This window comes from Mycolicibacterium flavescens (assembly GCF_001722335.1).
Lineage (GTDB): Bacteria > Actinomycetota > Actinomycetes > Mycobacteriales > Mycobacteriaceae > Mycobacterium > Mycobacterium flavescens.
Map to the genome: position 1 here is coordinate 97091 of NZ_MIHA01000013.1, position 25204 is coordinate 122294.

Here is a 25204-nt window from a genome sequence, read left to right on the forward strand (position 1 = left end):
CTCTCACCCTCCACGGAGTGTTATGGTCAGCCTCTCCTAACTCTCGAGGTGCTTATGAACCGGATTCTTGCCTGGGCAGCCCCCCTCACCGTCGCGGGTCTGATTCTTTCCGGATGTTCCAGCGACAACGCCTCGAGCAGCGAGACGTCGGCGTCGGAGACCGGGTCGGCGGCCGAGACCACCAGCGCGGCTCCCGCCGTCGACCCAGCGGTCCTGGACAAGGCCGCCGCCGACTACAAGGCCTACGCGCAGAGCAACATCGACGAACTGCAGCGCGTGGTCAAGGTCTTCACCGACGCCGTGCGCGCCGGCGACCTGCAGGCCGCGCAGGACGCCTACGCGCCGTCGCGCATGCCGTGGGAGCGCATCGAGCCGATCGCCGGGCTGGTCGAGGAGATCGACGGCAAGATCGACGCCCGCGTCGACGACTTCGCCGGCGTCGACGACCCCGCCTTCACCGGCTGGCACCGCCTCGAATACCTGCTGTTCGCACAGAACACCACCGAGGGCGGCGCCCCGTTCGCCGACCAACTCGACAAGGACGTCGCCGACCTGAAAGCGCAGTTCCCCTCGGTCGAGGTGAAGCCGATCGACGTCTCCAACGGCGCCGCCGAACTCATCGAAGAGGTCTCCGAGGGCAAGATCACCGGCGAAGAGGACCGCTACGCCAAGACCGACCTGTGGGACTTCGACGCCAACCTGCAGGGTGCTCGCGATGCGGTCGGCAAGTTGGATCCCGCTCTGGTGCAAGCCGATCCGGCCCTGCTCGGCAGGATCAGCGCCGGTCTGAACTCGGTCTTCGAGACCATGGCTCCGCTGCGGCGCGGTGACGGCTGGGTGCTGTTCTGCACCGAGAACGACCCGTACCCGTCGCCCCGCTGCCCCGAGGTCACCGTCACCCCGGATGTGATCGACAAGCTCAAGGCCGAGCTGGCCGGGCTGTCGGAGAACCTGTCTCAGGTCTCGGGAGTGCTGAAACTGCAGTGACCAGGCGGCGCACCGGGTTTTCGCGCCGCGGCTTCCTCGCCGGCGCACTGGGCACCGGCGCCGGCGCCGCGCTGGCCGGATGCTCGTCGCCCGAACCGGCCCCGGCCGGACCGCCCGCGGCGGCGCTGGTCCCGTTCGAGGGCGCACACCAGACCGGCGTCACCGCGCTGCCCATCCCCGAACAGGGCCTGGTGGCGTCGTTCAACGTGCTTTCCCCGGACCGCGAAGCCCTCACGCACGCCTTCCGGGAACTCACCGACGAGATCCGCGGCCTGATGGCCGGCAGAGCGCCCGAGGCCCGCGGCCCCGCCTACCCGCCCGTGGACTCCGGCATCCTGGGCGAGCAACCACCGGCCGACAACCTGTCGGTCGTCGTCGGTGTGGGTGCCTCGCTGTTCGACGACCGCTTCGGGCTCGCTGACCGCAAACCCCGCGAACTGGCGACCATGCCGTTTCTGGCCAACGATCGGCTCGACCCGAAGCTGTCGCACGGCGACCTGTCGATCATCATCGAGGCCGGTCACACCGACAGCGTGGTGTTCGCGCTGCGCCAGTTGATGCGCCGGACGCGACGCCATCTGGTGCTGCGCTGGATGGTCGACGGGTACGCCCGCGGCATCGGCGCGGGGCAGGTGTCCGAGGCGGCCACCCCGCGAAACCTTCTGGGCTTCAAGGACGGAACGTCCAACCTCGACGTCAACGACGACGCACTGATGAACCGCCATGTCTGGGTCGGGCCCGACGACGGTGAACCGGACTGGGCGGTCGGCGGTTCGTATCAGGCGATCCGGATCATCCGGATGTTCGTCGAATTCTGGGACCGCACCCAACTCGTCGAGCAGGAAGCGTTGATCGGTCGCGCCAAGGTCAGCGGCGCACCGCTGGGGCTCAGCGGCGAGTTCGACGACCCGGACTACCCCGAGGATCCCGACGGCAAACGGATCCCGCTCGACGCCCACATCCGGCTGGCGAACCCGCGCACACCCGAGACCGACGAGAACCTGATCCTGCGAAGGGGTTTCAACTACTCGCGCGGTTTCGACGGGGCAGGGCGGCTCGATCAGGGGCTGGCGTTCATCGCGTACCAACGCAGCCTGGAGAAGGGCTTTCTGACCGTGCAGCGCCGCCTCGACGGCGAGCCGCTCGAGGAGTACATCCTGCCGGTGGGCGGCGGGTTCTTCTTCACGCTGCCCGGCGTCACCGGGGCGGACCGCTGGCTCGGCGACCAGTTGCTCAGCTGAGCACCTGCCAGAGGAACTCGTAGATCAGCGCAGACCGGAACGCGGTCTGCGCGTTGTCGGCCGCGCCGGCGTGGCCACCCTCGATGTTCTCGTAGTAGTGCACCCGATGGCCGGCCTGCTCCAGGGCCGCGGTCATCTTGCGGGCGTGCCCGGGATGCACCCGGTCGTCGCGCGTGGACGTGGTGATCAGAATCGGCGGGTAGGTGCGCTCAGCCGAAATATTCTGGTAGGGAGAGTATTTCGAGATGAACTCCCAGTCGTCAGGATCGTCTGGGTCACCGTACTCGGCCATCCACGACGCACCCGCGAGCAGCAGGTGGAACCGGCGCATGTCCAGCAGCGGCACACTGCACACCAGCGCGCCGAACAGCTCCGGGTAGCGGGTCAGCATCACGCCCATCAACAGACCGCCGTTGCTTCCGCCCTGCGCCCCGAGCTGCTCGACCGTCGTGATTCCGCGCTGCACCAGATCCCTTGCGACCGCGGCGAAATCCTCGTACACCAGGTGACGGTTCTCCCGCATCGCCTGGGTGTGCCACGTCGGCCCGTACTCACCGCCGCCGCGGATGTTGGCCAACACGTAGGTCCCGCCGCGAGACAGCCACAGCCGGCCCAGCACGCCGGCGTAACCCGGGGTGTTGGCCACCTCGAAGCCGCCGTACCCGCTCAGCAGAGTCGGGCCCGGTGCACTGCTGTGCCGATGTCCCACAACGAAATACGGGATCATCGTTCCGTCGGCCGATGCGACGAAGTGCTGACTGACCTCGAGGTCGGCGGCGTCGAAGAACGACGGCGCCCGCTTGACCTCGGTGAGCTCCCCGCCGGCACGGCCCCACAGCAGCCGCGAAGGGGTGTCGAAACCGCTGACGTCGAGGAAGATCTCGTCGCCGTACTCGTCGGCGTCGACCAGCGCCGCGGTGGTGTTCGACGGCGTCGGGATCTCCTCACGGGTCCAGTCGCCCGGCGTCACGACCGCCACCCGGCTGATCACGTCGACCAGCGTGACCAGCACCAGACGGTCTTGGGTCCAGGCGTAGTTCTCCAGGCTCGAATGCGCGTCGGGTTCGAACACCACGTGCAGTTGCGCTGTCCCCGCGAGGTATTCGTCATACTTCGCCGCCAGCAGCGACCCGGCCGGATAGGTGGTGGCGCCGACGGTCCAGTCGGTGCGCGGCCGGATCAGCAGCCACTCGCGGTGCACCGAGATCCCCGCGTCGGTGGGCACGTCGATCTCGATGAGATCGTCGCCGCGCAACTCGTAGCGGTACCGGTTGAAGAAGTCGAACGACCGGGTGATCAACAGCCGCTCGAACCCGGGGGTCGCGTCGTATCCGCATCCGACGCTGACATCGCCGGCTTCACCCTCGAACAAGGTCTGGGCGTCCTCGATCGGCTGCCCGCGCCGCCACCGCTTGACCACCCGCGGATAGCCCGAGTCGGTCAGCGATCCCGGGCCGAAATCCGTGCCGACCAGCACCGTGTCGCGGTCCTGCCACGTCACCGCCGACTTGGCCTCCGGCAGCGCGAAGCCGTCGTCAACGAACTGCCGTGTCGCCATGTCGAATTCGCGGACAACGGTGGCGTCGGCACCACCCCGGGACAGCTCGATCAGCGCCAGAGAGAAGTCCGGTTCGAGCACCTCGGCGCCCGCCCACACCCAGTTCTCGTCCTCGGCCGCGGCGATCGCGTCGACGTCGATGAGCACGTCCCACTCCGGTCGCTCGGTGCGGTAGCTGTCCAGCGTGGTGCGTCGCCAGACACCGCGCGGGTGGTCGGCGTCGCGCCAGAAGTTGTACAGGTGCTCGCCGCGCCTGCGCACATACGGGATGCGGGCGTCGGTGTCGAGCACCTCCAGCGCCTCGGCGCGCATCTGCTCGAACCGGTCGCCGCCGAACCGGTCCAGGGTCGGTTCGTTGTGCTCGCGCACCCAACCGAGCGCGTCGTCGCCGGTGATGTCCTCGAGCCACAGATACGGGTCGTCACTCACACGACCCATTGTGTCGGTCCGGCGTAGTGTGAGCCCCGTTACACCCGTCGAGGAGGAGTCAACGATGACTGTCTACGCCCGCCCCGGTTCGTCAGATGCGCTGATGTCGTTCGAGTCTCGGTACGGCAACTTCATCGGCGGCGAATGGGTGCCGCCGGTGTCGGGGGAGTACTTCGAGAACCCGACGCCGGTCACGGGCCAGCCGTTCTGCGAGGTCGCGCGCTCGACCGAGGCCGACATCGACAGGGCGCTCGACGCCGCGCACGGCGCCGCGCCGGCGTGGGGCAAAACCGCCGCCGGTGAACGCGCGAACATCCTGAACAAGATCGCCGACCGCATCGAGGCCAACCTGGAGTCGCTGGCGCTGGCGGAGTCGTGGGACAACGGCAAGCCGATCCGCGAGACGCTGAACGCCGACCTGCCGCTGGCCGTCGACCACTTCCGCTACTTCGCGGGCGCGATCCGCGCGCAGGAGGGGTCGCTGAGCCAGATCGACGACGACACCGTCGCCTATCACTTCCACGAACCGCTGGGCGTCGTCGGCCAGATCATCCCGTGGAACTTCCCGATCCTGATGGCCACCTGGAAGCTGGCGCCCGCGCTGGCCGCCGGCAACGCCGTCGTGCTCAAACCCGCCGAGCAGACACCAGCCTCGATCCTGTACCTGCTGAGCTTGATCGGCGACCTGCTGCCCGCGGGCGTGCTCAACGTGGTCAACGGTTTCGGCTTCGAGGCCGGTAAGCCGCTGGCGTCGAGCAACCGCATCGCCAAGATCGCGTTCACCGGCGAGACCACCACCGGGCGGCTGATCATGCAGTACGCGTCGCAGAACCTGATCCCCGTCACGCTGGAACTCGGCGGCAAGAGCCCGAACATCTTCTTCTCCGACGTGCTGGCCGCCCACGACGACTACCAGGACAAGGCGCTCGAGGGCTTCACGATGTTCGCGCTCAACCAGGGCGAGGTGTGCACGTGCCCGTCGCGCAGCCTGATCCAGGCCGACATCTACGACGAGTTCCTGGAGCTGGCCGCGATCCGCACCAAGGCCGTCCGGCAGGGTGATCCGTTGGACACCGAGACGATGATCGGGTCGCAGGCGTCCAACGACCAACTCGAGAAGGTGTTGTCCTACATCGAGATCGGCAAGGACGAAGGCGCGCGCGTCGTCACCGGAGGCGAACGCGCCGAACTCGGCGGCGACCTGTCGGGCGGCTACTACGTGCAGCCGACGATCTTCGAGGGCAACAACACGATGCGGATCTTCCAGGAGGAGATCTTCGGGCCGGTCGTCGCGGTCACGTCGTTCACCGATTACGACGACGCGATCGCGATCGCCAACGACACGCTGTACGGGCTGGGCGCCGGGGTGTGGAGCCGCGACGGCAACACCGCCTACCGCGCGGGCCGCGACATCAAGGCCGGCCGGGTGTGGACGAACTGCTACCACGCCTACCCGGCGCACGCCGCGTTCGGCGGATACAAGCAGTCGGGCATCGGCCGCGAGAACCACAAGATGATGCTCGACCACTACCAGCAGACGAAGAACCTGCTGGTGTCCTACAGCAACAAGGCGCAGGGGTTCTTCTGACCGTGCCATCCGACCGGCGCGAACGTGGATTACCCGCACGCCAAATCGCGGATTCGTGTGCGGGTAATCCACTTTCGGCGCAACAGGAACCGCCGCCGCCGCGGGCGCTGATCACCGCCGCGGCCGCCGACCTGCTGCGCCGACTCCAGGACCGGCACGGCCCGCTGATGTTCCACCAGTCCGGCGGCTGCTGCGACGGGTCCTCGCCGATGTGCTACCCCGACGGCGACTTCATCGTCGGCGACCGCGACGTGCTGCTGGCGATCCTCGACGTCGGGACCGGCGTGCCGCTGTGGATCTCCGGACCGCAGTTCGACGCCTGGAAGCACACCCAGGTCGTCATCGACGTGGTGCCCGGCCGCGGCGGCGGCTTCAGCATCGAAGCCCCGGAGGGCCTGCGATTCCTCACCCGCGGCCGCGCGTTCACCGACGACGAGAACCGCGCGCTGGCCGCGCAACCGCCGGTGACCGGCGCCGACTACGCCCGAGGTGCGCGGCCGCCTGCGACGGGTTCGCATCTCGTCGGTAATGCAATCGATGCCTGCCCGATACCGAACGTGCCGGGTGCGTGACCGGAAAACCCGATCGCCGGTCGTAACCTGAAAACCGTGATACCGCTGCCTCGCGCATGGCTGTTGACGAGCGCACTGCTCGTCGGGACCGCCGTGGGTCTGATCCTCGGCATCGCCTCGACGTTGCTGGTGGACACGCCGATTCGGCCCGACGTCGTGATCGCGCTCGTCGTCGGGGTGCCCGCCGGACTGGGCATGTTGACGATCCTGCTGTCCGGGCGGCGCTGGGTGACGACGGTCGGCGCGTTCCTGCTCGCGGTGGCGCCGGGCTGGTTCGGGGTACTGGTCGCGATCCAGGCGGTGCACGGTGCCTGAGCGGACCGACACGATGGCCGGCGAACCGACCGAGCCGTACACGCCGACGTTCGACACCGGCGAGTTCGAGACGCCGCACGCGCCGGTGGCCGTCGTTGACACCGACCGCCCGGAACCGGTGCCCGTCCCGGCGCATCCGGTCGCGGTGCCCGGCAACTACCAGTACCTCAAACGCTGGACGTTCGTGCTCGTCGTCGCGGCCGTGTGGGCGCTGGCCGCGGTGGCCGGGTGGGGTCTGTACCACTGGTGGTACCACTCGCTGGACAAGACCGCGCCGGTGTTCGTGGTGCTGGTGTTCGTGATCTGCACGACGGTTGGCGGCCTGCTGGCGGCCATGGCGCCGCGACCGCTGATCTCCGCGCTGGCGATCGCGCTGACATCGGCGCCGCTGGCCGCGGTCGGCGGCGCCGCCGTGCTGCACGGCCTCTACTTCTGCGAATGGGCCAGCCGCTGCTTTGCGGGCCTGATTCCGTACTGAAAACCCGGGTGCACGCTGCGCCTCGGTGAGTCATATGTTCAGATAGACAGGTGTTGGCTTCGGGACGCGCTGGGTCGCGGACACTGCCGGTCCTGCTGGCAGCCGTAGTACTCGCCGGTTGCGCGACGGAAAGCTCCGCACCCTCGGACCAGATCGTGCTGGCCGAGTCGCAGGACCTGGGCGCGTTCAACCCCGTCTCCGGCTACGGGGAACAGGGCGTCTCACCGCTCTACGACGGGCTCTACCGGCCGCAGGCCGACACCGACGACGTCGTACCCGACCTCGTGCCCGCACTCGCGACCGCGGCTCCCGAACCCGCGGGCCCGCAACGCTGGCGGGTCCCGCTGCGCACCGGTGTGACGTTCTCCGACGGCACGACGTTCGACTCCGCCGACGTCGTCGCCACCTACGCGGCGGTCAAGAATCCCGCGGTCGCTTCGGAGATCTCGACCAACCTGCAGGCCGTCACCGAGGTCACCCCGGACGGGCCCGACGCGGTGATCGTCGAGACCGACAGCGCCGCCGACCCGCGGCCCTACCTGCTGCTGAGCATCCTGCCGTCGGAGAAGATCGAGAACGGCCCGGCCGCAGACTGGGCCGTCAACACCCAACCCGCCGGCACCGGGCCCTACCGGCTGGAGAGCCTGCGCCCCGACCAGGCCGTGATGGTCGCCCGCGACGACTACTGGGCAGGCGCCCCGCAGGTCAAACGCATCGTCTACACCCACACCCCCGACGACAACACCCGCGCCCAACGCATCGTGGCCGGCGAGGTGGACGGGGTGAGCCTGCCGCCCCGCCTGATCGACTCGGTCGCGAGCGACGACGTGCAGACCGTGGCCGTGCAGTCCGCCGACTGGCGCGGTGTGGCGCTGCCCGCCGGCAACGCGTTCACCGCCGACCCGCAGGCGCGGCTGGCGATGAACCTCGGTGTAGACCGTGAGGCGATGGCCCGGGAGGTGTTGGCGGGCAAGGCGCGTCCGGCCAGCACCCCGATCGCCGCGGTCTACGGCGACGCCTACGACGACGGCGCGCAGTTCGGCTTCGACACCGCCGAGGCGACCGCCCTGCTCGACCGCTCCGGCTGGCGGCCCGGCCCGAACGGAATCCGCGAAAAAGACGGCGCCCCAGCGTCATTCGAACTGCTCTACAACGCCTCCGACAGCCTGCGTCGCGACCTGGCGGTGGCGTTCGCCGCGGCGATGAAACCGCTCGGCATCGACGTGCGCACCCGCGGCAGCAGCTGGGACGAGATCGACACCCGCTTCGGTGACTCGGCCGTGCTGCTCGGCGGCGGGTCGACGCCCTACAGCATCGACTCGCAGGTCTACGACACCCTGCACACCCGCGTACCGGACTCGTCGATCTACTCCAACCCCGGCAACTTCACCGCCCCCGGACTCGACGGGCTGCTCGAACGTGCCCGGCAGGCCGCGACGGGCCCGGAGAAGGACGCGCTGTACCGCCAGGTGCAGTCGACCTATGCCACCGCGCCGTCGCACGTGTTCCTGGTGTTCCTCGACCACACCTACGGCTACCGCGACCTCGGCTGGCGCGCGCCCGCGCCGATACTGGAACCGCACTCCCACGGCGTGGCCTGGGGGCCGTGGTGGAACCTCGCGGCATGGCAACGCTGACCCGTCCGTCTGTCGCGCACCCGCCGCCCGCCACCACCGGGCGGCGCCGACAAAGCGGGCGGGGGCGGATCGCGTTGCGGCTGCTGGGCATTCGCCTCGCGATCGCCGTGCCGGTGACCGCGGCGGTGTCGTTGGCGATGTTCGCGGTGGCCTCGATGTCGCCGTTCGATCCGCTGGTGGCCTACCTCGGCGACAACTTCCAGCGGGCCACCCCGTCCCAACGCGAGGCGATGCGCGCGGCCTACGACGTCGACCAACCGTGGTGGCAGGCATGGTGGCAGTGGGTGACCGGGCTGCTGCACGGTGACCTCGGCTGGTCGTCGACGCAGTCGCAACCGGTGACCACGGTGCTCGCCGACCGCATGCCGTTCACGCTGGCGCTCTCGGGTGCCGCGCTCGTCATCGGCGCTGCTGTCGCGATCCTGCTCGGCGTGGTGGCCGGGATGCGCCGCGGCGGTGTGCTCGACCGCGCCGCGAACGCGTTCGCCGTCACGTTCGCCGCGGTGCCGCCGTTCGTCGTCTCGCTGGCCCTGGTGGCGGTGATGGCGGTGGGGCTGCGCTGGTTCCCGGCCTCCGGCGCCGCCCCGCCCGGCGACCCGTACACCGTGGCCGGCGTGCTGCGTCACGGCGTCCTGCCGCTGATCGCGCTGACCGTCTCGCAGATCCCGTGGCTGTTGTTGACGACGCGGACCGCGGTGGTCGACGCCTGCGCGTCGGACGCGGTGCGCAGCGCCCGGGCCCGCGGCGTCGACGGTTGGGCGCTGCTGCGCGGGCACATCGCGCCGGTCTCGGTGCTGCCGTCGCTGGCGCTGCTGGGCACCCGGCTGCCGGAGCTGATCGCGGGCGCGGCGATCGTCGAGACCGTGTTCGGCTGGCCCGGTATGGCCGCGGTCCTCGTCGATTCCGCTGCTGCCCTGGACTTTCCGTTGCTGGCCGCGTTGACGGTCGGGTCGGCGTTCGCGGTGCTGGCAGGTTCGGCGCTGTCGGACGCGGCCGCGGTCGCGCTCGACCCGAGAATCGGGATGGCCGCATGAGCACCGTGTACGCCGACACCCGCACCCGGGTCCCGTGGCCGTGGCTGCTGATCGCCGTGATCGCCTCCGCGGCGGTGGTGATCCCGGTGCTGGCCGGCGAGCAGGTCGCCGACTTCGCCGCCGCGCTGCGCCCGCCCGGCGCCGAACACCTTCTCGGAACCGACCATTCGGGCTACGACCTGCTCGTGCGCTGCGCCGAGGGGCTGCGGATCTCGCTGGCGATCGCGGCGGCCTGCGCGCTGGCGGCAACCGTGCTCGGACTGCTGATCGGCATCGTCTCGGCGTTGGCGGGCGGGTGGGTCGACGCGCTGGTGATGCGCGCCGTCGACGGCTTCAACGCGCTGCCGCACCTGGTGGTCGGCATCGTCATCGCCGCGATGTGGCGCGGCGCGCCGCTGGCGATCATCGCCTCCATCGCGCTCACCCACTGGCCCGCGGTGGCGCGCGTGGTCCGCGCCGAGTTGCTGTCGGTCACCGAGGCCGGCTGGGTGCAGACCTCGCGCCTGGCCGGGGCGTCGCGGTGGTTCGTCGCGCGACGGCACATGCTCCCGGCGGTGACCGGGCAGGCGCTCGTCGCGATGATCATGCTTCTGCCGCATGCCATCTGGCACGAGTCGACGCTGTCGTTCCTCGGCGTCGGGCTGTCCCCGGACCGGGCCAGCCTCGGCACGCTGCTCGGCGAGGCCCGCGGCGACGTGCTGACCGGCGCGTGGTGGACGCTGGCCGCCCCGGCCGCCGCGCTGATCGTCACGGCGCTGGCGTTCGCGCTCGGCGGTTCGGCCCTGCGCCGCCGCAGCGCCCCTCCAACAGGACAGGTGTGGTGACCATGGACATCGCAGCGCAGATCACCGATCTGACCGTCGACATCGCCGTGCGCGGTGGCCGCGCGGCACCCGTCGTACGCGTCCTCGACGGCGCCGACCTCGCCCTGCCCGCCGGTGACGTCACCGCGTTGATCGGCGAATCCGGTTGCGGCAAGTCGCTTGTCGCGCTCGCGCTGTGCGGGTTGCTGCCGGCGTCGTCGCGGATCTCGGGGCGCATCACGATCGGCGACGACGACATGAGCGCCGCCGGCGAGCGGGCCTGGCGGCAGCTGCGCGGCCGGCGGATCGGGCTGGTGCCGCAGTCGGCGGCGACGTCGTTCACGCCGGTGCGCACGGTCGGCTCCCAGGTCGCCGAGGTGTGCCGGCGGGTGAACGCCGACCGCACCGCCGAACAACTGTTTGCCGCGGTGCGCCTGCCCGGCGACGTCGGGGACCGCTACCCACACGAACTGTCCGGCGGGATGGCGCAGCGGGCCGCGATCGCCGCCGCCCTGGCCGGCAGGCCCGAGCTGCTGATCGCCGACGAGCCGACCTCCGCGCTGGACCCCGACAACGCCGCCACGGTGTGGGGGCTGCTGGCCGAGGCCGCCGCGGACGGGGCCGCGGTGCTGGTGATCACCCACGACCTGGCGTCGCTGCTGGCCGCCGACGCGTGCGGACAAGTGGCGCTGATGCGCGACGGGGCGGTGCTGCGCCAGGGGCCCGTCGTCGACCTGCTCGACGGGCACGACGAATACGCCGCGCGCTTCTTCGACCGGGTGCCAGCGTGAGCCACCGCATCGAGGCGACCGGCGTCGCGGCCCGGTTCGGCGAGCATCGGGTGTTCTCCGGGGTGAACGTCACCGCGGCCACCGGCGCCGTCACCGGCATCACCGGACCGTCGGGATGCGGAAAGACCACGCTGCTGCGGGTGCTGGCCGGACTGCACCGGCCCGCGGCCGGCGAGATCCGCTACGACGGCGCCGCCGCCGCGCCGCGCGGGTCGCTGGCCCTGCTGGCGCAACACCCGCGGCTGGTTTGCAACCCGCGCTGGACGTTGCGCCGCATCGTCGCCGAGCCCGCCGCGATCCGCGGCACGCAGGCCGACATCGGCGACGCCGTCGAACGGGTCGGGCTGACCGCCGCGCTGCTCGACCGCCACCCGGGACAGGTCAGCGACGGGCAGCTGCAGCGGGCGTGCCTGGCGCGGATGCTGGTGCAGCGGGCGTCCTACGTGCTGTGCGACGAGCCGACCGCGATGCTCGACCCGATCGCCACCGGCGACGTCGTCGACGTCCTGCGTGAGGTCGGCGGCACCGCCGCGGTGGTCCTGGTCAGCCACGACGCCGCGCTGGTGGAGGCGCTCAGCGACGAGGTCCTGCCGCTGTCCGCCGCGGCCGTCGGCCATTAGGGTGGGGGCGTGACCCACTATGACGTCGTCGTGCTCGGAGCAGGCCCCGGCGGGTACGTCGCGGCCATCCGCGCCGCCCAGCTCGGACTGAACACCGCCATCGTCGAACCCAAGTACTGGGGCGGCGTGTGCCTCAACGTCGGATGCATCCCGTCGAAGGCGCTGCTGCGCAACGCCGAACTGGCCCACATCTTCACCAAGGAAGCCAAGACCTTCGGCATCAACGGGGAGGCCACGTTCGACTACGGCGCGGCGTTCGACCGCAGCCGCAAGGTCGCCGACGGCCGGGTCGCCGGCGTGCACTTCCTGATGAAGAAGAACAAGATCACCGAGATCCACGGGTACGGCAAGTTCAAGGACGACCACACCCTCGAGGTCGACCTGAACGAGGGCGGCACCGAGACCGTCGAGTTCGACAACGCGATCATCGCCACCGGTGCGAGCACCAAGCTGGTGCCAGGCACCAAGCTGTCGAAGAACGTCATCACCTACGAAGAGCTGATCATGCAGCGTGAGCTGCCCAAGTCGGTGGTGATCGCCGGCGCGGGCGCGATCGGCATGGAGTTCGGCTACGTGATGAAGAACTACGGCGTCGACGTCACGATCGTCGAGTTCCTGCCGCGGGCGCTGCCCAACGAGGACGCCGAGGTGTCCAAGGAGATCGAGAAGCAGTTCAAGAAGCTCGGCGTCAAGATCCTCACCGGCACCAAGGTCGAATCGATCGACGACGACGGCGACAAGGTCACGGTCACCGTCAGCAAGGACGGCAAAGAGGAGCAGCTCAACCCCGAAACCGTGCTGCAGGCAATCGGTTTCGCGCCGAACGTGGACGGTTACGGGCTGGACGCGGCCGGAGTGGCGCTGACCGACCGCAAGGGCATCGGCATCGACGACTACATGCGCACCAACAAGCCGCACATCTACGCGATCGGCGACGTCACCGGCAAGCTGCAGCTCGCGCACGTCGCCGAGGCGATGGGCGTGGTGGCCGCCGAGACCATCGCCGGCGCCGAGACGCTGCCGCTGGGCGACTACCGGATGATGCCGCGCGCGACGTTCTGCCAGCCGCAGGTCGCCAGCTTCGGGCTCACCGAGGAACAGGCCCGCGAGGAGGGCTACGACGTCAAGGTCGCCAAGTTCCCGTTCACCGCCAACGGCAAGGCGCACGGCATGGGCGCACCCGCCGGTTTCGTCAAGCTGATCGCCGACGGCAAGTACGGCGAGCTGATCGGCGGGCACCTGATCGGCCACGACGTCTCCGAACTGCTGCCCGAGCTGACGCTGGCGCAGAAGTGGGATCTGACCGCCAACGAGCTGGCCCGCAACGTGCACACCCACCCGACGTTGTCCGAGGCGCTGCAGGAGTGCTTCCACGGCCTGGTTGGCCACATGATCAACTTCTGACCGTGGGTCAGACGTCCACCAGTGCGCGGGCCATCTGGGTCGCCGGTATCGGCGGGCTGGTGATCGGCCACATCCTGTGGCTGGCCGGGATCTCGTTCGCCACCGCCAGCGGCACCGTCAGCACGTGGGTGCTCGTCGTCGCCGCGGTGTCGTTCGTCGTCGGCGGGGCGGCCGGCTGGCTGGGCTGGCGGGCCTATGAGCGCAAGGCCGAGGTGTGGGCGGCGTTTTTGTGCGGCCTGCCGATCTCCCCGGTGCTGCTGTCGCTGATCGTGCTCGGCATCACGTACCTCTAGTCCGGAAAGTCCAGCGGCACTTTCAGTGTGGTGATCGTGGCGGCCAGCCCGTCGTACTGGGCGGCCAGCAGGCAGAACTCGATCAGCTGCGGTTTGGTGAGGTGCTCGGCCAGCCGCGCCCAGGTCTGCGCCGAGACCCCGCGGGTGACGACGAACTCGTCGGTCGCGGTGATCAGCGCCCGCTGCCGGGCGGTCAGGCCTTCGGCGTCGGGACCCTCGAAGATCTTCTTCTGCACCTCGGGGCTGATGCCGCGGGTGCGGGCCAGCCGGCGGTGCTGCTGCAGTTCGTACTCGCAGTCGCGCAGGTGGCCGACGCGCAGGATGACGGTCTCGGCGTCGCGGACGGGCAGCTTGCTCATCATCCCGAGCAGCATTCCGCTGTAGGGCAGCCACGCCAGGAACAGAAGCCGGTGCTGGCCAAGCACATTCATCAAGCTGAAGCGGGGGGCGCGGATGGCGCGCGCACCGATCTTGGCGATGGCCCAGTTGACCGGGCCGAGTTCCTTGAATCCACCGGGCGCGATGCGTGCCGACTCGAGTTCGCTCACCGTCGCGAGTCTATAGCTGCTGCTTGACCAGATACGGCGACACGGTGCTGCGGTGCTCGTCGATGTCGAGTGCCCGGCCCAGCGCCGGGAACGCCCGCTGCGGGCAGTTGTCGCGTTCACAGACCCGGCACCCGGCCCCGATCGGCGTGGACACCTCACCGGAGAGGTCCAGGCCCTCGGAGTAGACCAGGCGGTGCGCGTGGCGCAGTTCGCACCCCAGCCCGATCGCGAACGTCTTACCGGGCTGCCCGTAGCGCTGCGCGCGGCGCTCGACGGTGCGCGCCACCCACATGTAGTTGCGGCCGTCGGGCATCTGGGCGATCTGCACGCCGATCTTGCCGGGGTTGGCGAACGTCTCGTAGACGTTCCACAGCGGGCATGTACCGCCGCTGGAGGAGAAGTGAAAACCCGTGGCGGACTGGCGTTTCGACATGTTGCCGGCCCGGTCGACCCGGACGAACGACAGCGGCACCCCGCGCATCGACGGCCGCTGCAGGGTGGACAGGCGGTGCGCGATGGTCTCGTAGCTGACCGAGTAGAACGCCGAGAGGCGCTCGACGTCGTAGCGGAACTCCTCGGCGATGTCGTGAAACTGCCCGTACGGCAACATCGTTGCCGCGGCGAAGTAGTTGGCCAGCCCCATCCGGGCCAGCCGGGTGGACTCGTCGCTGGTGAACTTGCCCTCGTCGACCAGCTTCTCGATCAGCTCGCCGAACTCCAGGTAGGCCAGCTCGGCGGCCATCTTGAACACCGTCTGCCCCGGGGACAGGTGATTACTGAACTCCAGCGTCTTGGTCGACGCGTCGTAGCGGTGCAGTACCGAGCCGCCCAGATCGCGGCGCCGCACGATCCGCACGCCGTGCACCATGCTCAGCCGGTCGGTGAGTTGGCGAGCCAGTTCGGCGCGGTGCATGCCCATCCGGATGGTCAGGTCCTCGGCGGCGGTGTCGAGTTCGTGCAGGTAGTTCTGCCGCTCGTAGAAGTAGTCGCGCACTTCCTCGTGCGGCATCGTGATCGAGCCCGACCCCGAGCTGCCGCCGACGAGCGCGAACCGGTCCTCGGTGGCGGCCGCGAGCCGGGTGTTGGCCAGTTGGTAGCGGCGGTGCAGGTTGACCATGGCGCGGGCCATCGCCGGATGCGACGCCACCAGGTCGGCGATCTCGGCGACGTCGACGTCGATGTCCAGGTCGCGGTCGAGGGTCAGCTCGCGCAGTTCGGCGACCAGTCGGGTGTCGTCCTGGTTGGCGAAGAAGGTGGCGTCGACCCCGAATACGTCGGTGATCCGCAGCAGCACCGCCACGGTGAGCGGGCGTACGTCGTGCTCGATCTGGTTGAGGTAGCTCGGCGAGATGTCGAGCATCTGGGCGAGTGCGGCCTGGCTGAATCCGCGTTCGCTGCGCAGCTGTCGAACCCGTGATCCGACGAACGTTTTCGCCATGATCAGCCAGCGTAGCAACGGTGCGAAGACGTTCTTCGCATTGTTGGCAGTTCGGTGCCTGTGGCAGGATCGGCCTTCGTGAGCACCAAGCAGGGACCCGGCCTCGCGAAGGTCATGATGCCGGTCCCTGACCCGCATCCGGACGTGTTCGACATCGAGTGGCCGCTGCGGGTCGCCGACGTCGACCGCGAGGGCCGGCTGAAGTTCGACGCCGCCACCCGCCACATCCAGGACATCGGCTCCGACCAGCTGCGCGAGATGGGTTTCCAGGAGACCCATCCGCTGTGGATCGTGCGGCGCACGATGATCGACATGATCCGCCCCATCGAATTCCAGGACATCCTGCGGCTGCGCCGCTGGTGTTCGGGCACGTCGAACCGGTGGTGCGAGATGCGGGTGCGCATCGACGGGCGCAAGGGCGGGCTCGTCGAGTCCGAGGCGTTCTGGATCAACATCAACCGCGAGACGCAGGGGCCGTCGCGCATCTCCGACGACTTCCTCGAGGGGCTGCGCCGCACCACCGACGTGGACCGGCTGCGGTGGAAGGCCTATCTGACCGCGGGCAGCCGCGAGGACGCCGACGAGATCCGCGACTACCCGATCCGGGTCAGCGACATCGACATCTTCGACCACATGAACAACTCGGTGTACTGGTCGGTGATCGAGGACTACCTGTACCACCATCCAGAGTCGGTGCGTTATCCGCTGCGGGTGACCATCGAGCACGACGCCGCGGTCGCGCTCGGCGACAAGATGGAGATCCTGAGCCATGTGCACCCGGCCGGAAGCACCGACCAGTTCGGTCCGGAACTGACCGATCGCACTGTTACAACGCTCACATACGCCGTCGGCGACGAGGCCAAAGCCGTCGCGGCGATCTTCTCGCTCTGATTGCCGTCCGGTAAACAGTACGGGCGTACTGACCAGCACAAATGCGTTACCAGCGAGTAACTTCTGAACCGGTCAAGCGCTGACCGTTCTTCGCAACCTTTGCAAATTTCGGGGTTGAGTTGGCTGAAGTTGGCAATGTAAACGGCTGGACCTGCGGTGATGTTGTGAGGCATCCTCGGATTAGCAGAGCGGCAAAGCCGTTCAGGCGTTAACAAAGCCGGGTCTCCCGGCGGCGCCGCAGCGAAGTGAACAGATCCGGAGGAACGCCATGTCAACCGTCGGCCAGCCGAAGAGCGCAGCAGAGATCCAGCGCGACTGGGACACCAACCCCCGCTGGAAGAACGTCACGCGTGACTACTCCGCCGAGGACGTCGTCGCGCTGCAGGGCAGCGTCGTCGAGGAGTCCACGTTGGCCCGGCGCGGCGCCGAGATCCTGTGGAACCAGCTGCACGACATGGAGTTCGTCAACGCGCTCGGCGCGCTGACCGGCAACATGGCCGTCCAGCAGGTCCGCGCCGGCCTGAAGGCCATCTACCTGTCCGGGTGGCAGGTCGCCGGCGACGCCAACCTGTCCGGCCACACCTACCCCGACCAGAGCCTGTACCCGGCCAACTCCGTCCCGCAGGTGGTGCGTCGCATCAACAACGCGCTGCTGCGCGCCGACGAGATCGCCAAGGTCGAGGGCGACACGTCGGTGGAGAACTGGCTGGTGCCGATCGTCGCCGACGGTGAGGCCGGCTTCGGCGGTGCGCTCAACGTCTACGAGCTGCAGAAGGCGATGATCGCCGCCGGTGTCGCGGGCTCGCACTGGGAGGACCAGCTGGCGTCGGAGAAGAAGTGCGGCCACCTCGGTGGCAAGGTGCTGATCCCGACCCAGCAGCACATCCGCACGCTGACCTCGGCCCGGCTGGCCGCCGACGTGGCCGACGTGCCGACCGTCGTCATCGCCCGCACCGACGCCGAGGCCGCCACGCTGATCACCTCCGACGTCGACGAGCGCGACCAGCCGTTCATCACCGGTGAGCGGACCAAGGAAGGCTTCTACCGGGTCAAGAACGGCATCGAGCCGTGCATCGCCCGCGCCAAGGCCTACGCGCCGTACGCCGACCTGATCTGGATGGAGACCGGCACCCCCGACCTCGAGCTGGCCAAGAAGTTCGCCGAGGGCGTGCAGGCCGAGTTCCCGGACCAGATGCTGGCCTACAACTGCTCGCCGTCGTTCAACTGGAAGAAGCACCTCGACGACGCGACGATCGCGAAGTTCCAGAAGGAGCTCGGCGCGATGGGCTTCAAGTTCCAGTTCATCACGCTGGCCGGCTTCCACGCGCTGAACTACTCGATGTTCGACCTGGCTTACGGCTACGCCCGCAACCAGATGAGCGCCTACGTCGAGCTGCAGGAGCGCGAGTTCGCCGCCGAGGAGCGGGGTTACACCGCGACCAAGCACCAGCGCGAGGTCGGCGCCGGCTACTTCGACCGGATCGCCACCACCGTCGATCCGACTAGCTCGACGACCGCGCTGAAGGGTTCGACCGAAGAGGGTCAGTTCCACTAGGCCCCGGTTCAACAGACCAGGCTTAGTAGGCTCACGAGGCCCAACGGCTTGTCATCAGGCCCCGTCCTTATATTGGGCGGGGCCTGATGTTGTGGAGAGGACACAAGTGAGCATTGAACGAGTGGGTGTCGTCGGCGCCGGGCAGATGGGCAGCGGTATCGCCGAGGTCTCGGCGAAAGCCGGCGCGAACGTCGTCGTCTACGAACCCAGCAAGGCGCTCGTCGACGCGGGCCGCGACCGCATCACGTCGTCGCTGGAGCGGGCGGTCGCCAAGGGCAAGCTGTCCGAGGCCGACCGCGATGCGACGTTGGCACGGTTGTCGTACACGACCGATCTGTTCGACCTCGCCGATCGGCAACTGGTGATCGAGGCGATCGTCGAGGACGAGGCGGTCAAGGCGAAGGTCTTCGGCGAGCTCGACGCCGTCGTCACCGATCCCGACGCGGTGCTGGCGTCGAACACCTCCAGCATCCCGATCATGAAAATCGCTGCGGCGACGAAGAATCCGAGCCGGGTGCTCGGATTGCACTTCTTCAACCCGGTGCCGGTGCTGCCGCTGGTCGAACTCGTCAACACGCTGGTGACCTCCGAGGAGGCGGTGCAGCGGACCGAGCAGTTCGCCAGCGAGGTTCTGGGCAAGAAGGTCGTACGGTGTTCTGACCGTTCGGGTTTCGTGGTCAACGCGCTGCTGGTGCCGTATCTGCTGTCGGCGATCCGGATGGTCGAGGCGAGGGTGGCGACGGTCGAGGACGTCGACACCGCGATCGTGGCGGGGTTGTCGCATCCGATGGGGCCGTTGCGGCTTGCGGACCTGATCGGGTTGGACACCATGAAGCTGATCGCCGATTCGATGTACGACGAGTACCGGGACCCGAGCTACGCCGCGCCGCCGCTGCTGCTGCGGATGGTCGAGGCCGGCCAGTTGGGTAAGAAGTCCGGGCGGGGCTTCTACACGTACTGAGCCAACGCGGTCCGCACACGCCGCAGGATCCCGGCTCGATCGCGCCGAAGCTGGCGGGCGCACACCCGGATGATCGTCCAGCCCTGCGACGCAAGGTATTCGAGCCGTTCGATGTCGGCGGCGTGGTCGTCCGGATTGGTCCAGTGGTGCTCTCCGTCGTACTCGACGCCGACTTTCCATTGCGGCCAGCCCATGTCGACTCGGCGTTTGCCGACGCGGATCTGGGTGGTCAGTTGCGGCAACCCGTCGCGGACCAGGAGTAGTCGCAGCTCGGTCTCCTTCGGGGACTCGGCGCCGCCGTCGGCGAGGGCGAGGGCGGCGCGAAGCCGCCGGATACCTCTTGCGCCGGGATAACGATCGGCTATCCGGTGCACCTCATTCGGAGTGCACCCGGTCGCGTTGAGCACCGCGTCGATGCGCTCGATACCGAGGTCCCCGGCGACGCGACGGCCGATGTCGTAGGCCGTGCGGGCGGGCGTCGTGCAGTCGATGCTGCCGCGAAGGCACACTTCATCTTCGGCGAGGGCGCCACGATGAATGACGATGCCCGGGGGCGACGGTTGGTTGGGATGCGCGAGTTCTGCAGGGAGGTCGTCGGGAAGCCATCGCGTCCCGTACATCGCGGCAGCCGAGTGGCCGACGACCACTGCCGTGCCGCGCGACCACAACCACGCGGCCATCGCCTTGTCGGCAGCGTCGAGTTTCACGCCCGCGCGGGCGTACACGTTCTGGTGGATCTTCACGTAGTCCCTGCTCAAGGCATAGCGTGTCACAGCACCCGCCCTGACGGCCTGGCTGCCGAGAATGAAGCGCTCCATACATGGTTAGGCGCACCAGAGGCTCGGACGGTTCCATAGTTTCGACGCTCGGTGCGGGCTTGGGGCTGGGTTGGTTCGCCGAGCGTCGGGTTTTTGGCGTGTTTTGCGCTGAATCGCGCGATAGTTTCGACGCTCGGTGCGGGTGGGGGGCTGGGGGTTGGGTGGGTTCGTCGAGCGTCGGGTTTTTGGCGTGTTTTGGGCTGAATCGCGCGATAGTTTCGACGCTCGGTGCGGGTGCACGCGCGGGGGTGCGCGCGGGCGCGGGTGGGGCGCGCCAGGGAGGCCTACGACGAGAGCAGGCGCTGGCGTTCGGTCTCGACGTCGAAATCCGCCGGAGGATACGACAACTGCAGCCCCTCGAGCGCTTCGATCAGCATCTCGGTGATCGCCAGCCGGCTGTACCAGCGACGGTTGGCCGGTACGACGTGCCACGGCGCGTAGTCGGTCGATGTGCGGTCGAGCACCGCCTGGTAGGCCTCCTGGTACTGCGGCCACAGCAGGCGTTCGTCGATATCGCCGGGGTTGTACTTCCAGTGCTTGGTCGGGTCGTCGAGGCGCTCGAGCAGTTGCTCCTTCTGCTCGTCGAGCGAGATGAACATCGCGGCCTTCACCACCGTCGTTCCCGCGTCGACGAGTTCACGTTCGAACGCGTTGATCTCGTCGTAGCGCGCACCCCACACTTCCGGCGCCACCAGGTTGCGTACCCGCACGATCAGCACATCCTCGTAGTGCGACCGGTCGAACACGCCGATGTGGCCGGCCGGCGGCAACGCCCGCCGGATCCGCCACAGGAAGTCGTGCGCCAGTTCCTCGGCCGTCGGCTTACCGAACGCGGTGTAGCGCACACCCATCGGATTCACCGCGCCGACAACGTGTTTGACGATTCCGCCCTTACCTGCGGCGTCCATTCCTTGCAACACCAGCAGCACCGAGCGATGGTCGTCGCCGCCCTTCGAGCTGGCGTACAGCATCTCCTGCAGTTCGGCGAGCCGTTGGCTGCGCGCCGCCTGTACTGCGGCGGCATCGGCCTTGGACCCGTCGAAACCCGGTGTGGCCGAAGGGTCGATGTCCGCCACCTGGAGGCCGGCCCGGAACCGCAGAGCCTCGGGGATCGTCATCCGTTGTCCGGACGGTTCGGCAGCGCCGGCGACGGATGCGGCTGCTGGCGGAACTTCTCCAGCGATCCGCCCACCTCGACGATGCCGCACAGCGCGTTCCACGACAGCATGGTCAGGTAGTCGATCAGCTCGTCGGAGCTCATCCGCGGATTAGACATCCACGAGTGCGTGGCCAGCTGGACCCCGCCGACGGTGTGGAACGCCCACGGCTCCACTCCGCCGGTGTCCATCCCGGCGGCCGCCATCCGCCGGCGCAGCATCACCGCGAGCATGCGCGCGATGATCTGTTCCGACGTCGCGACGGCCCGGCTCTTGCTCGCCGAGTTGTTGGCCATCACGAACTGGTACGGCTCGGGTTCGGCGGCGACGGTCTCGACGTAGACGCGGATGATCTCGCGGGTCAGCTCGAAGCCGTCCAGGTTCGACGACAGCGCCGCGGCCATGTTCGGGATCAGCGTGGTCTGCGCGAACCGCATCATCACCGCGGTGGTCAGATCGTTCTTGTCGACGAAGTACCGGTAGAGCACCGTCTTCGAGACACCGATCTCGGCAGCGATCTCGTCCATGCTGACGTTGCTGCCGCGGCGGCGGATGGCTTCCAGGGTGCCATCGACCAGCTCGTTGCGGCGTTCCACTTTGTGCTGATGCCATCGCCGTTTGCGGCCGTCTGTCTTGACCGCGATCGCCTGGGTCTGCTGTGCCACTATCCCCGTGATCCGTTCACTAGTTCCCCCCGATACTACGGCTGATCTTGAGGGTGCGGGTTGTCGGACCGGGGCCCGCCCGCGCGGTAGCGGATGATGGAGAAGTGGCACACAGACCGAGCCCGGGTGGACCCGCTCGAACGGCCCCCGCCGGCCCGCGTCCGAGCTTCGCCGAGTCGCTGGCGGGCGCGGATTCGGTCGCCGACGCCGAACGGCGGCGCAGCCTGCGACGGATGAAGGTCGTGGCGCTGAGCTTCCTGGTCGCCGCCAGCATCGTCTTTCTGCTCTGCAGCTGGGCCCAGTCGGTCGGAGCGCCCGGCTGGGTCGGTTACGTGCGCGCCGCCGCCGAGGCCGGCATGGTCGGCGCCCTGGCCGACTGGTTCGCGGTCACCGCGCTGTTCAAGCATCCGCTGGGCATCCCGATCCCGCACACCGCGATCATCAAGCGCAAGAAGGACCAGCTCGGCGAGGGCCTGGGCGCCTTTGTGCGGGAGAACTTCCTGTCGCCGGCCAACGTCGAGACCAAGCTGCGCAACGCCGAGGTGGCCGGGCGGATGGGCAAGTGGCTCTCCGAGCGCGCGCACGCCGAACGCGTCGCCGCCGAGACCGCCACCGTGCTGCGGGTGCTGGTGGAGATGCTGCGCGACGAGGACATCCAGCAGCTGCTCGACCGCATGATCGTCAAACGCATCGCCGAACCGCAGTGGGGCCCGCCGGTGGGCCGTGTGCTGGCGACACTGCTCGAGGAACGCCGCCAGGAGGCGCTGCTGCAGTTGCTCGCCGACCGGGCGTTCCAGTGGTCGCTCAACGCGGGCCCGGTCATCGAGCGGGTGATCGAGCGGGATTCGCCGCAGTGGTCGCCGCGTTGGGTGGACCATCTCGTCGGTGACCGCATCCACCGCGAGCTGATGGACTTCACCGACAAGGTGCGCCGCAACCCCGACCACGAGCTGCGCCGCTCGGCCACCCGGTTCCTGTTCGAGTTCGCCGACGACCTGCAGCACGACGAGGCCACGATCCAGCGCGCCGAGAACGTCAAGGAACAGCTGATGGGCCGCGACGAGGTGGCCCGCGCCGCCGAGACCGCGTGGGCGGCGGCCAAGCGGATCATCCTCGAGTCCGTCGACGACCCGTCCTCGGCGCTGCGCACCCGCATCGCCGATTCCGTCGTGCGCATCGGGGAGTCGCTGCGCGACGACGGCGATCTTCGCGACAAGGTGGACAACTGGATCGTGCGCGCGGCCCAGCATCTGGTGGCCGAGTACGGCGTGGAGATCACCGCGATCATCACCGAGACCGTCGAGCGGTGGGACGCCGACGAGGCCAGCCGCCGTATCGAGCTGCACGTCGGCCGCGACCTCCAGTTCATCCGGATCAACGGCACGGTCGTGGGCTCGCTGGCTGGCCTGGTGATCTATTCGATAGGCCAGCTACTCTTCTGACCTGCGCTAGCTAGTGCTTGCAAAAGTTAGCACCCCGTCGTACGGTGGTGGTGTCGCTTGTTGGATACCCATTGCGCGAGGGGGCTACGAATGTCGCAAGACGAGAAGCTTGCCGTCGTCGTATCCAACGCTGCCCAGACCGCGGCCCAGGACATCGGCTCGTTCATCCGCAGCCAGCGCGAGGCCGCCCAGGTGTCCGTGCGACAGCTGGCCGAGAAGGCCGGCGTAAGCAATCCCTACCTCAGCCAGATCGAGCGGGGACTGCGCAAACCGTCTGCCGATGTGCTCAACCAGATCGCCAAGGCGCTTCGGGTGTCCGCGGAGGTGCTCTACATCCGCGCCGGGATTCTCGAGCCCAGCGAGCCGAGCGAGGTCCGCGACGCCATCGTCAACGACACCGCGATCACCGAGCGGCAGAAGCAGGTGCTGCTCGACATCTACACCTCGTTCTGCGCCCAGAACGAGGCCGACGATGCCGAGGCAACCGGCGAAACAGGTGAGGAGTCGACGACTGACTAGACCTCACGTACTGACAAGCAATCAACTGAAGTCCTGAGAAAGGAAAACCATGGCCAAGAACACTCCCGCCAAGAACCAGCCCACCGTTGACGACCTGAAGGCCCCGCTGCTCGCCGCCGTGGGCGCCGCCGACCTCGCCCTCGAGCGGGTCAACGAGATCGTCGCGACCCTGCGCGAGCGCGCCGGCGAGGCCCGCACCGATTCGCGCAGCCGCGTGGACGAGACCCGCGCCCGCATCGACCGCCTGCAGGAGGACCTGCCTTCGCAGTTCGGTGAGCTGCGTGAGCGCCTGACCTCCGAGGAACTGCGCAAGTTCGCCGAGACCTACGCCGACGCCGCGCAGACCACCTACACCAAGCTCATCGAGCGTGGCGAGGCCGCGCTGGAGCGGCTGCGCACCCAGCCCGGTCTGACCGAGGCCGCGGGCCGGGTCGAGGGCTACACCGACCAGGCCGTCGAGCTGACCCAGGAGGCGCTGGGCAACGTCGCCGCCCAGACCCGCGCGGTCGGCGAGCGCGCCGCCAAGCTGGTCGGCGTCGAGCTGCCGAAGAAGGCCGGCAAGGATGAGGACGACGCCCCGGCGCCGACCGCCGCCAAGAAGGCCCCGGCCAAGGCTCTGGCGAAGAAGGCTCCCGCCAAGAAGGCGCCGGCCAAGAAGGCCCCCGCCAAGAAGGCTGAAGCCAAGAAGGTCACCCAGAAGTAGGCCCGCACGGCCCGGAGTCGACCACGGGGACGTAACCCGCTTAGTCTTGTGAGCGTGCAGCTCCAAGGCCTGGTGGGTTACGTCCTTTTCATATTGCAGATCGTCGTGCTCGCGGTGACCGTGTACGCGTTCGTGCACGCGGCGATGCAGCGGCCGGACGCCTACCCGGCCGCGGACAAGCTGACCAAGCCGGTGTGGCTGGTGATCATCGGCGTGGGTGGCCTGCTGGCGCTGGTGCTCGGCGTGACCGGCACCGCCATCGCCGCCGTCGCCACCGGCGTCTACCTGGTCGACGTGCGTCCCAAACTGCTGGAGATCCAAGGGAAGTCGCGCTAGTGCGCAGAGTCGCTGCCGCGGTGGCGGCGGGCGTCGTCGCGGCCGGGCTGTGCGCGCCGGTCGCCAACGCCACCCCCGCCCCGCCCTACGTCGACCACGTCGAGTGGGCCAAGTGGGGTGACCTGTCCAGCCTGCGCGTCTATCCGACCGCGGCCGGTCGCCAGGCCTCCGGGCCGGCGGCCTCCACCCCCGCCGAGGCGGCGTGGGCCGAAGTGCTCGCGCAGTCCCCGGACGCCGACATTCCCGGTATGAAACCGCAGTTCCTGTGCCACTGGGAGTACGCCGAACTCGGCTACCCCGGCAAGACCAGCTGGAACCTCGAGCCGTGGCGTCCGGAGGTTCCCTATCAGGAGATGCTGGAAGCCGGCTGCAACCCCGGCGGCACCGAAGAGCCGTTCTAGTGGCCGACGGGTACCGCCGC

27 protein-coding genes are annotated in these 25204 nt (G+C 68.7%); 21 read left to right on the forward strand and 6 right to left on the reverse strand.

What is annotated here, in order from left to right; all coding sequences use genetic code 11:
• Window positions 1–54 precede the first annotated feature (54 nt).
• A complete protein-coding gene (locus BHQ18_RS17980) occupies window positions 55–987 on the forward strand; it encodes an EfeM/EfeO family lipoprotein (RefSeq protein WP_069415003.1) in 933 nt (310 codons plus the stop codon).
• The gene (locus BHQ18_RS17985; protein WP_069415004.1) at window positions 984–2228 is read left to right on the forward strand and encodes a Dyp-type peroxidase; all 1245 of its coding nucleotides are present in this window, start codon (window positions 984–986) and stop codon (window positions 2226–2228) included. Before BHQ18_RS17980 ends, BHQ18_RS17985 begins: the two co-directional genes overlap by 4 nt.
• On the opposite strand, the gene BHQ18_RS17990 is transcribed toward BHQ18_RS17985, so the two are convergent.
• Window positions 2221–4224, reverse strand: a complete 2004-nt coding sequence (locus BHQ18_RS17990) for a prolyl oligopeptidase family serine peptidase (RefSeq protein WP_069415005.1) — start codon at window positions 4222–4224, stop codon at window positions 2221–2223. The genes BHQ18_RS17985 and BHQ18_RS17990 overlap by 8 nt on opposite strands.
• A 55-nt stretch (window positions 4225–4279) precedes the next feature.
• On the opposite strand from BHQ18_RS17990, the gene adh reads away from it, so the two are divergent.
• Genes adh through BHQ18_RS18045 form a run of 11 tightly spaced genes read left to right on the forward strand, consistent with a single transcriptional unit; the run spans window position 4280 to window position 13750 of the window.
• Complete coding sequence (adh, locus tag BHQ18_RS17995; protein WP_069415006.1) at window positions 4280–5803, forward strand: aldehyde dehydrogenase; 1524 nt, start codon at window positions 4280–4282, stop codon at window positions 5801–5803.
• 44 nt (window positions 5804–5847) lie between these two features.
• Window positions 5848–6375, forward strand: a complete 528-nt coding sequence (locus BHQ18_RS18000) for a DUF779 domain-containing protein (RefSeq protein WP_069415080.1) — start codon at window positions 5848–5850, stop codon at window positions 6373–6375.
• A gap of 36 nt (window positions 6376–6411) precedes the next feature.
• Window positions 6412–6690, forward strand: a complete 279-nt coding sequence (locus BHQ18_RS18005; protein ID WP_069415007.1) for a putative holin — start codon at window positions 6412–6414, stop codon at window positions 6688–6690.
• A 13-nt stretch (window positions 6691–6703) separates the two neighbouring features.
• A complete protein-coding gene (locus tag BHQ18_RS18010; protein WP_069415008.1) occupies window positions 6704–7168 on the forward strand; it encodes a hypothetical protein in 465 nt (154 codons plus the stop codon).
• Between the two features lie 50 nt (window positions 7169–7218).
• The gene (locus BHQ18_RS18015) at window positions 7219–8805 is read left to right on the forward strand and encodes an ABC transporter substrate-binding protein (protein WP_234794223.1); all 1587 of its coding nucleotides are present in this window, start codon (window positions 7219–7221) and stop codon (window positions 8803–8805) included.
• Entirely contained in the window at window positions 8793–9839 is a 1047-nt protein-coding gene (locus BHQ18_RS18020) for an ABC transporter permease (RefSeq protein ID WP_084294137.1), read from the forward strand. Before BHQ18_RS18015 ends, BHQ18_RS18020 begins: the two co-directional genes overlap by 13 nt.
• On the forward strand, window positions 9836–10663 hold the full coding sequence (locus tag BHQ18_RS18025) for an ABC transporter permease (protein WP_069415009.1): 828 nt from the start codon (window positions 9836–9838) through the stop codon (window positions 10661–10663). The genes BHQ18_RS18020 and BHQ18_RS18025 overlap by 4 nt, the downstream gene beginning before the upstream one ends.
• Window positions 10664–10665: 2 nt before the next feature.
• Entirely contained in the window at window positions 10666–11433 is a 768-nt protein-coding gene (locus BHQ18_RS18030; RefSeq protein WP_069415010.1) for an ATP-binding cassette domain-containing protein, read from the forward strand.
• Window positions 11430–12053, forward strand: coding sequence for an ABC transporter ATP-binding protein (locus tag BHQ18_RS18035; protein WP_084294127.1), 624 nt, complete (start codon window positions 11430–11432; stop codon window positions 12051–12053). Before BHQ18_RS18030 ends, BHQ18_RS18035 begins: the two co-directional genes overlap by 4 nt.
• A gap of 9 nt (window positions 12054–12062) precedes the next feature.
• A complete protein-coding gene (lpdA, locus tag BHQ18_RS18040) occupies window positions 12063–13457 on the forward strand; it encodes a dihydrolipoyl dehydrogenase (RefSeq protein WP_069415011.1) in 1395 nt (464 codons plus the stop codon).
• Between the two features lie 2 nt (window positions 13458–13459).
• Complete coding sequence (locus tag BHQ18_RS18045; protein ID WP_084294128.1) at window positions 13460–13750, forward strand: hypothetical protein; 291 nt, start codon at window positions 13460–13462, stop codon at window positions 13748–13750.
• On the opposite strand, the gene BHQ18_RS18050 is transcribed toward BHQ18_RS18045, so the two are convergent.
• Together BHQ18_RS18050 and ramB are read right to left on the reverse strand one after the other, a co-directional pair.
• Window positions 13747–14298, reverse strand: coding sequence for a carboxymuconolactone decarboxylase family protein (locus BHQ18_RS18050; RefSeq protein ID WP_069415012.1), 552 nt, complete (start codon window positions 14296–14298; stop codon window positions 13747–13749). The genes BHQ18_RS18045 and BHQ18_RS18050 overlap by 4 nt on opposite strands.
• 10 nt (window positions 14299–14308) lie before the next feature.
• Entirely contained in the window at window positions 14309–15736 is a 1428-nt protein-coding gene (gene ramB / locus BHQ18_RS18055; protein WP_069415085.1) for an acetate metabolism transcriptional regulator RamB, read from the reverse strand.
• Between the two features lie 114 nt (window positions 15737–15850).
• Between ramB and BHQ18_RS18060 the strand changes: the two genes are divergently transcribed.
• From BHQ18_RS18060 to BHQ18_RS18070, 3 genes are all read left to right on the forward strand, one after another.
• Window positions 15851–16627 carry an acyl-[acyl-carrier-protein] thioesterase gene (locus BHQ18_RS18060; RefSeq protein WP_069415086.1) on the forward strand — a complete coding sequence of 259 codons (777 nt, stop codon included), beginning with the start codon at window positions 15851–15853 and terminating at the stop codon, window positions 16625–16627.
• Between the two features lie 268 nt (window positions 16628–16895).
• Window positions 16896–18182, forward strand: coding sequence for an isocitrate lyase (aceA, locus tag BHQ18_RS18065; protein ID WP_069415013.1), 1287 nt, complete (start codon window positions 16896–16898; stop codon window positions 18180–18182).
• Window positions 18183–18288: 106 nt separating this feature from the next.
• Window positions 18289–19143 (forward strand): 3-hydroxybutyryl-CoA dehydrogenase, encoded by an 855-nt coding sequence (locus tag BHQ18_RS18070; RefSeq protein ID WP_069415014.1) that lies wholly within the window; start codon window positions 18289–18291, stop codon window positions 19141–19143.
• Here BHQ18_RS18070 and BHQ18_RS18075 read toward each other — a convergent pair.
• The 3 genes from BHQ18_RS18075 to BHQ18_RS18085 form a co-directional block, all read right to left on the reverse strand.
• Window positions 19131–19961, reverse strand: coding sequence for a PDDEXK-like endonuclease domain-containing protein (locus BHQ18_RS18075; protein WP_069415015.1), 831 nt, complete (start codon window positions 19959–19961; stop codon window positions 19131–19133). The genes BHQ18_RS18070 and BHQ18_RS18075 overlap by 13 nt on opposite strands.
• Before the next feature lie 284 nt (window positions 19962–20245).
• Window positions 20246–21079: a polyphosphate kinase 2 family protein gene (locus BHQ18_RS18080; protein WP_069415016.1), complete on the reverse strand. Its 834-nt coding sequence runs from the start codon at window positions 21077–21079 to the stop codon at window positions 20246–20248.
• Window positions 21076–21783: a TetR/AcrR family transcriptional regulator gene (locus BHQ18_RS18085; RefSeq protein WP_069415017.1), complete on the reverse strand. Its 708-nt coding sequence runs from the start codon at window positions 21781–21783 to the stop codon at window positions 21076–21078. Before BHQ18_RS18085 ends, BHQ18_RS18080 begins: the two co-directional genes overlap by 4 nt.
• Window positions 21784–21887: 104 nt before the next feature.
• Between BHQ18_RS18085 and BHQ18_RS18090 the strand changes: the two genes are divergently transcribed.
• The 5 genes from BHQ18_RS18090 to BHQ18_RS18110 all read left to right on the forward strand — a co-directional run bounded on the left by BHQ18_RS18090 (window position 21888) and on the right by BHQ18_RS18110 (window position 25184).
• Window positions 21888–23225 carry a DUF445 domain-containing protein gene (locus BHQ18_RS18090; protein WP_069415018.1) on the forward strand — a complete coding sequence of 446 codons (1338 nt, stop codon included), beginning with the start codon at window positions 21888–21890 and terminating at the stop codon, window positions 23223–23225.
• 90 nt (window positions 23226–23315) lie between these two features.
• Window positions 23316–23744, forward strand: coding sequence for a helix-turn-helix domain-containing protein (locus BHQ18_RS18095; RefSeq protein ID WP_069415019.1), 429 nt, complete (start codon window positions 23316–23318; stop codon window positions 23742–23744).
• 49 nt (window positions 23745–23793) lie between these two features.
• Complete coding sequence (locus tag BHQ18_RS18100) at window positions 23794–24447, forward strand: heparin-binding hemagglutinin (protein WP_069415020.1); 654 nt, start codon at window positions 23794–23796, stop codon at window positions 24445–24447.
• A gap of 54 nt (window positions 24448–24501) precedes the next feature.
• Window positions 24502–24783: a DUF2516 family protein gene (locus BHQ18_RS18105; RefSeq protein WP_069415087.1), complete on the forward strand. Its 282-nt coding sequence runs from the start codon at window positions 24502–24504 to the stop codon at window positions 24781–24783.
• Window positions 24783–25184: a DUF2599 domain-containing protein gene (locus BHQ18_RS18110; protein WP_069415021.1), complete on the forward strand. Its 402-nt coding sequence runs from the start codon at window positions 24783–24785 to the stop codon at window positions 25182–25184. Before BHQ18_RS18105 ends, BHQ18_RS18110 begins: the two co-directional genes overlap by 1 nt.
• The last annotated feature ends 20 nt before the right edge of the window (window positions 25185–25204 follow it).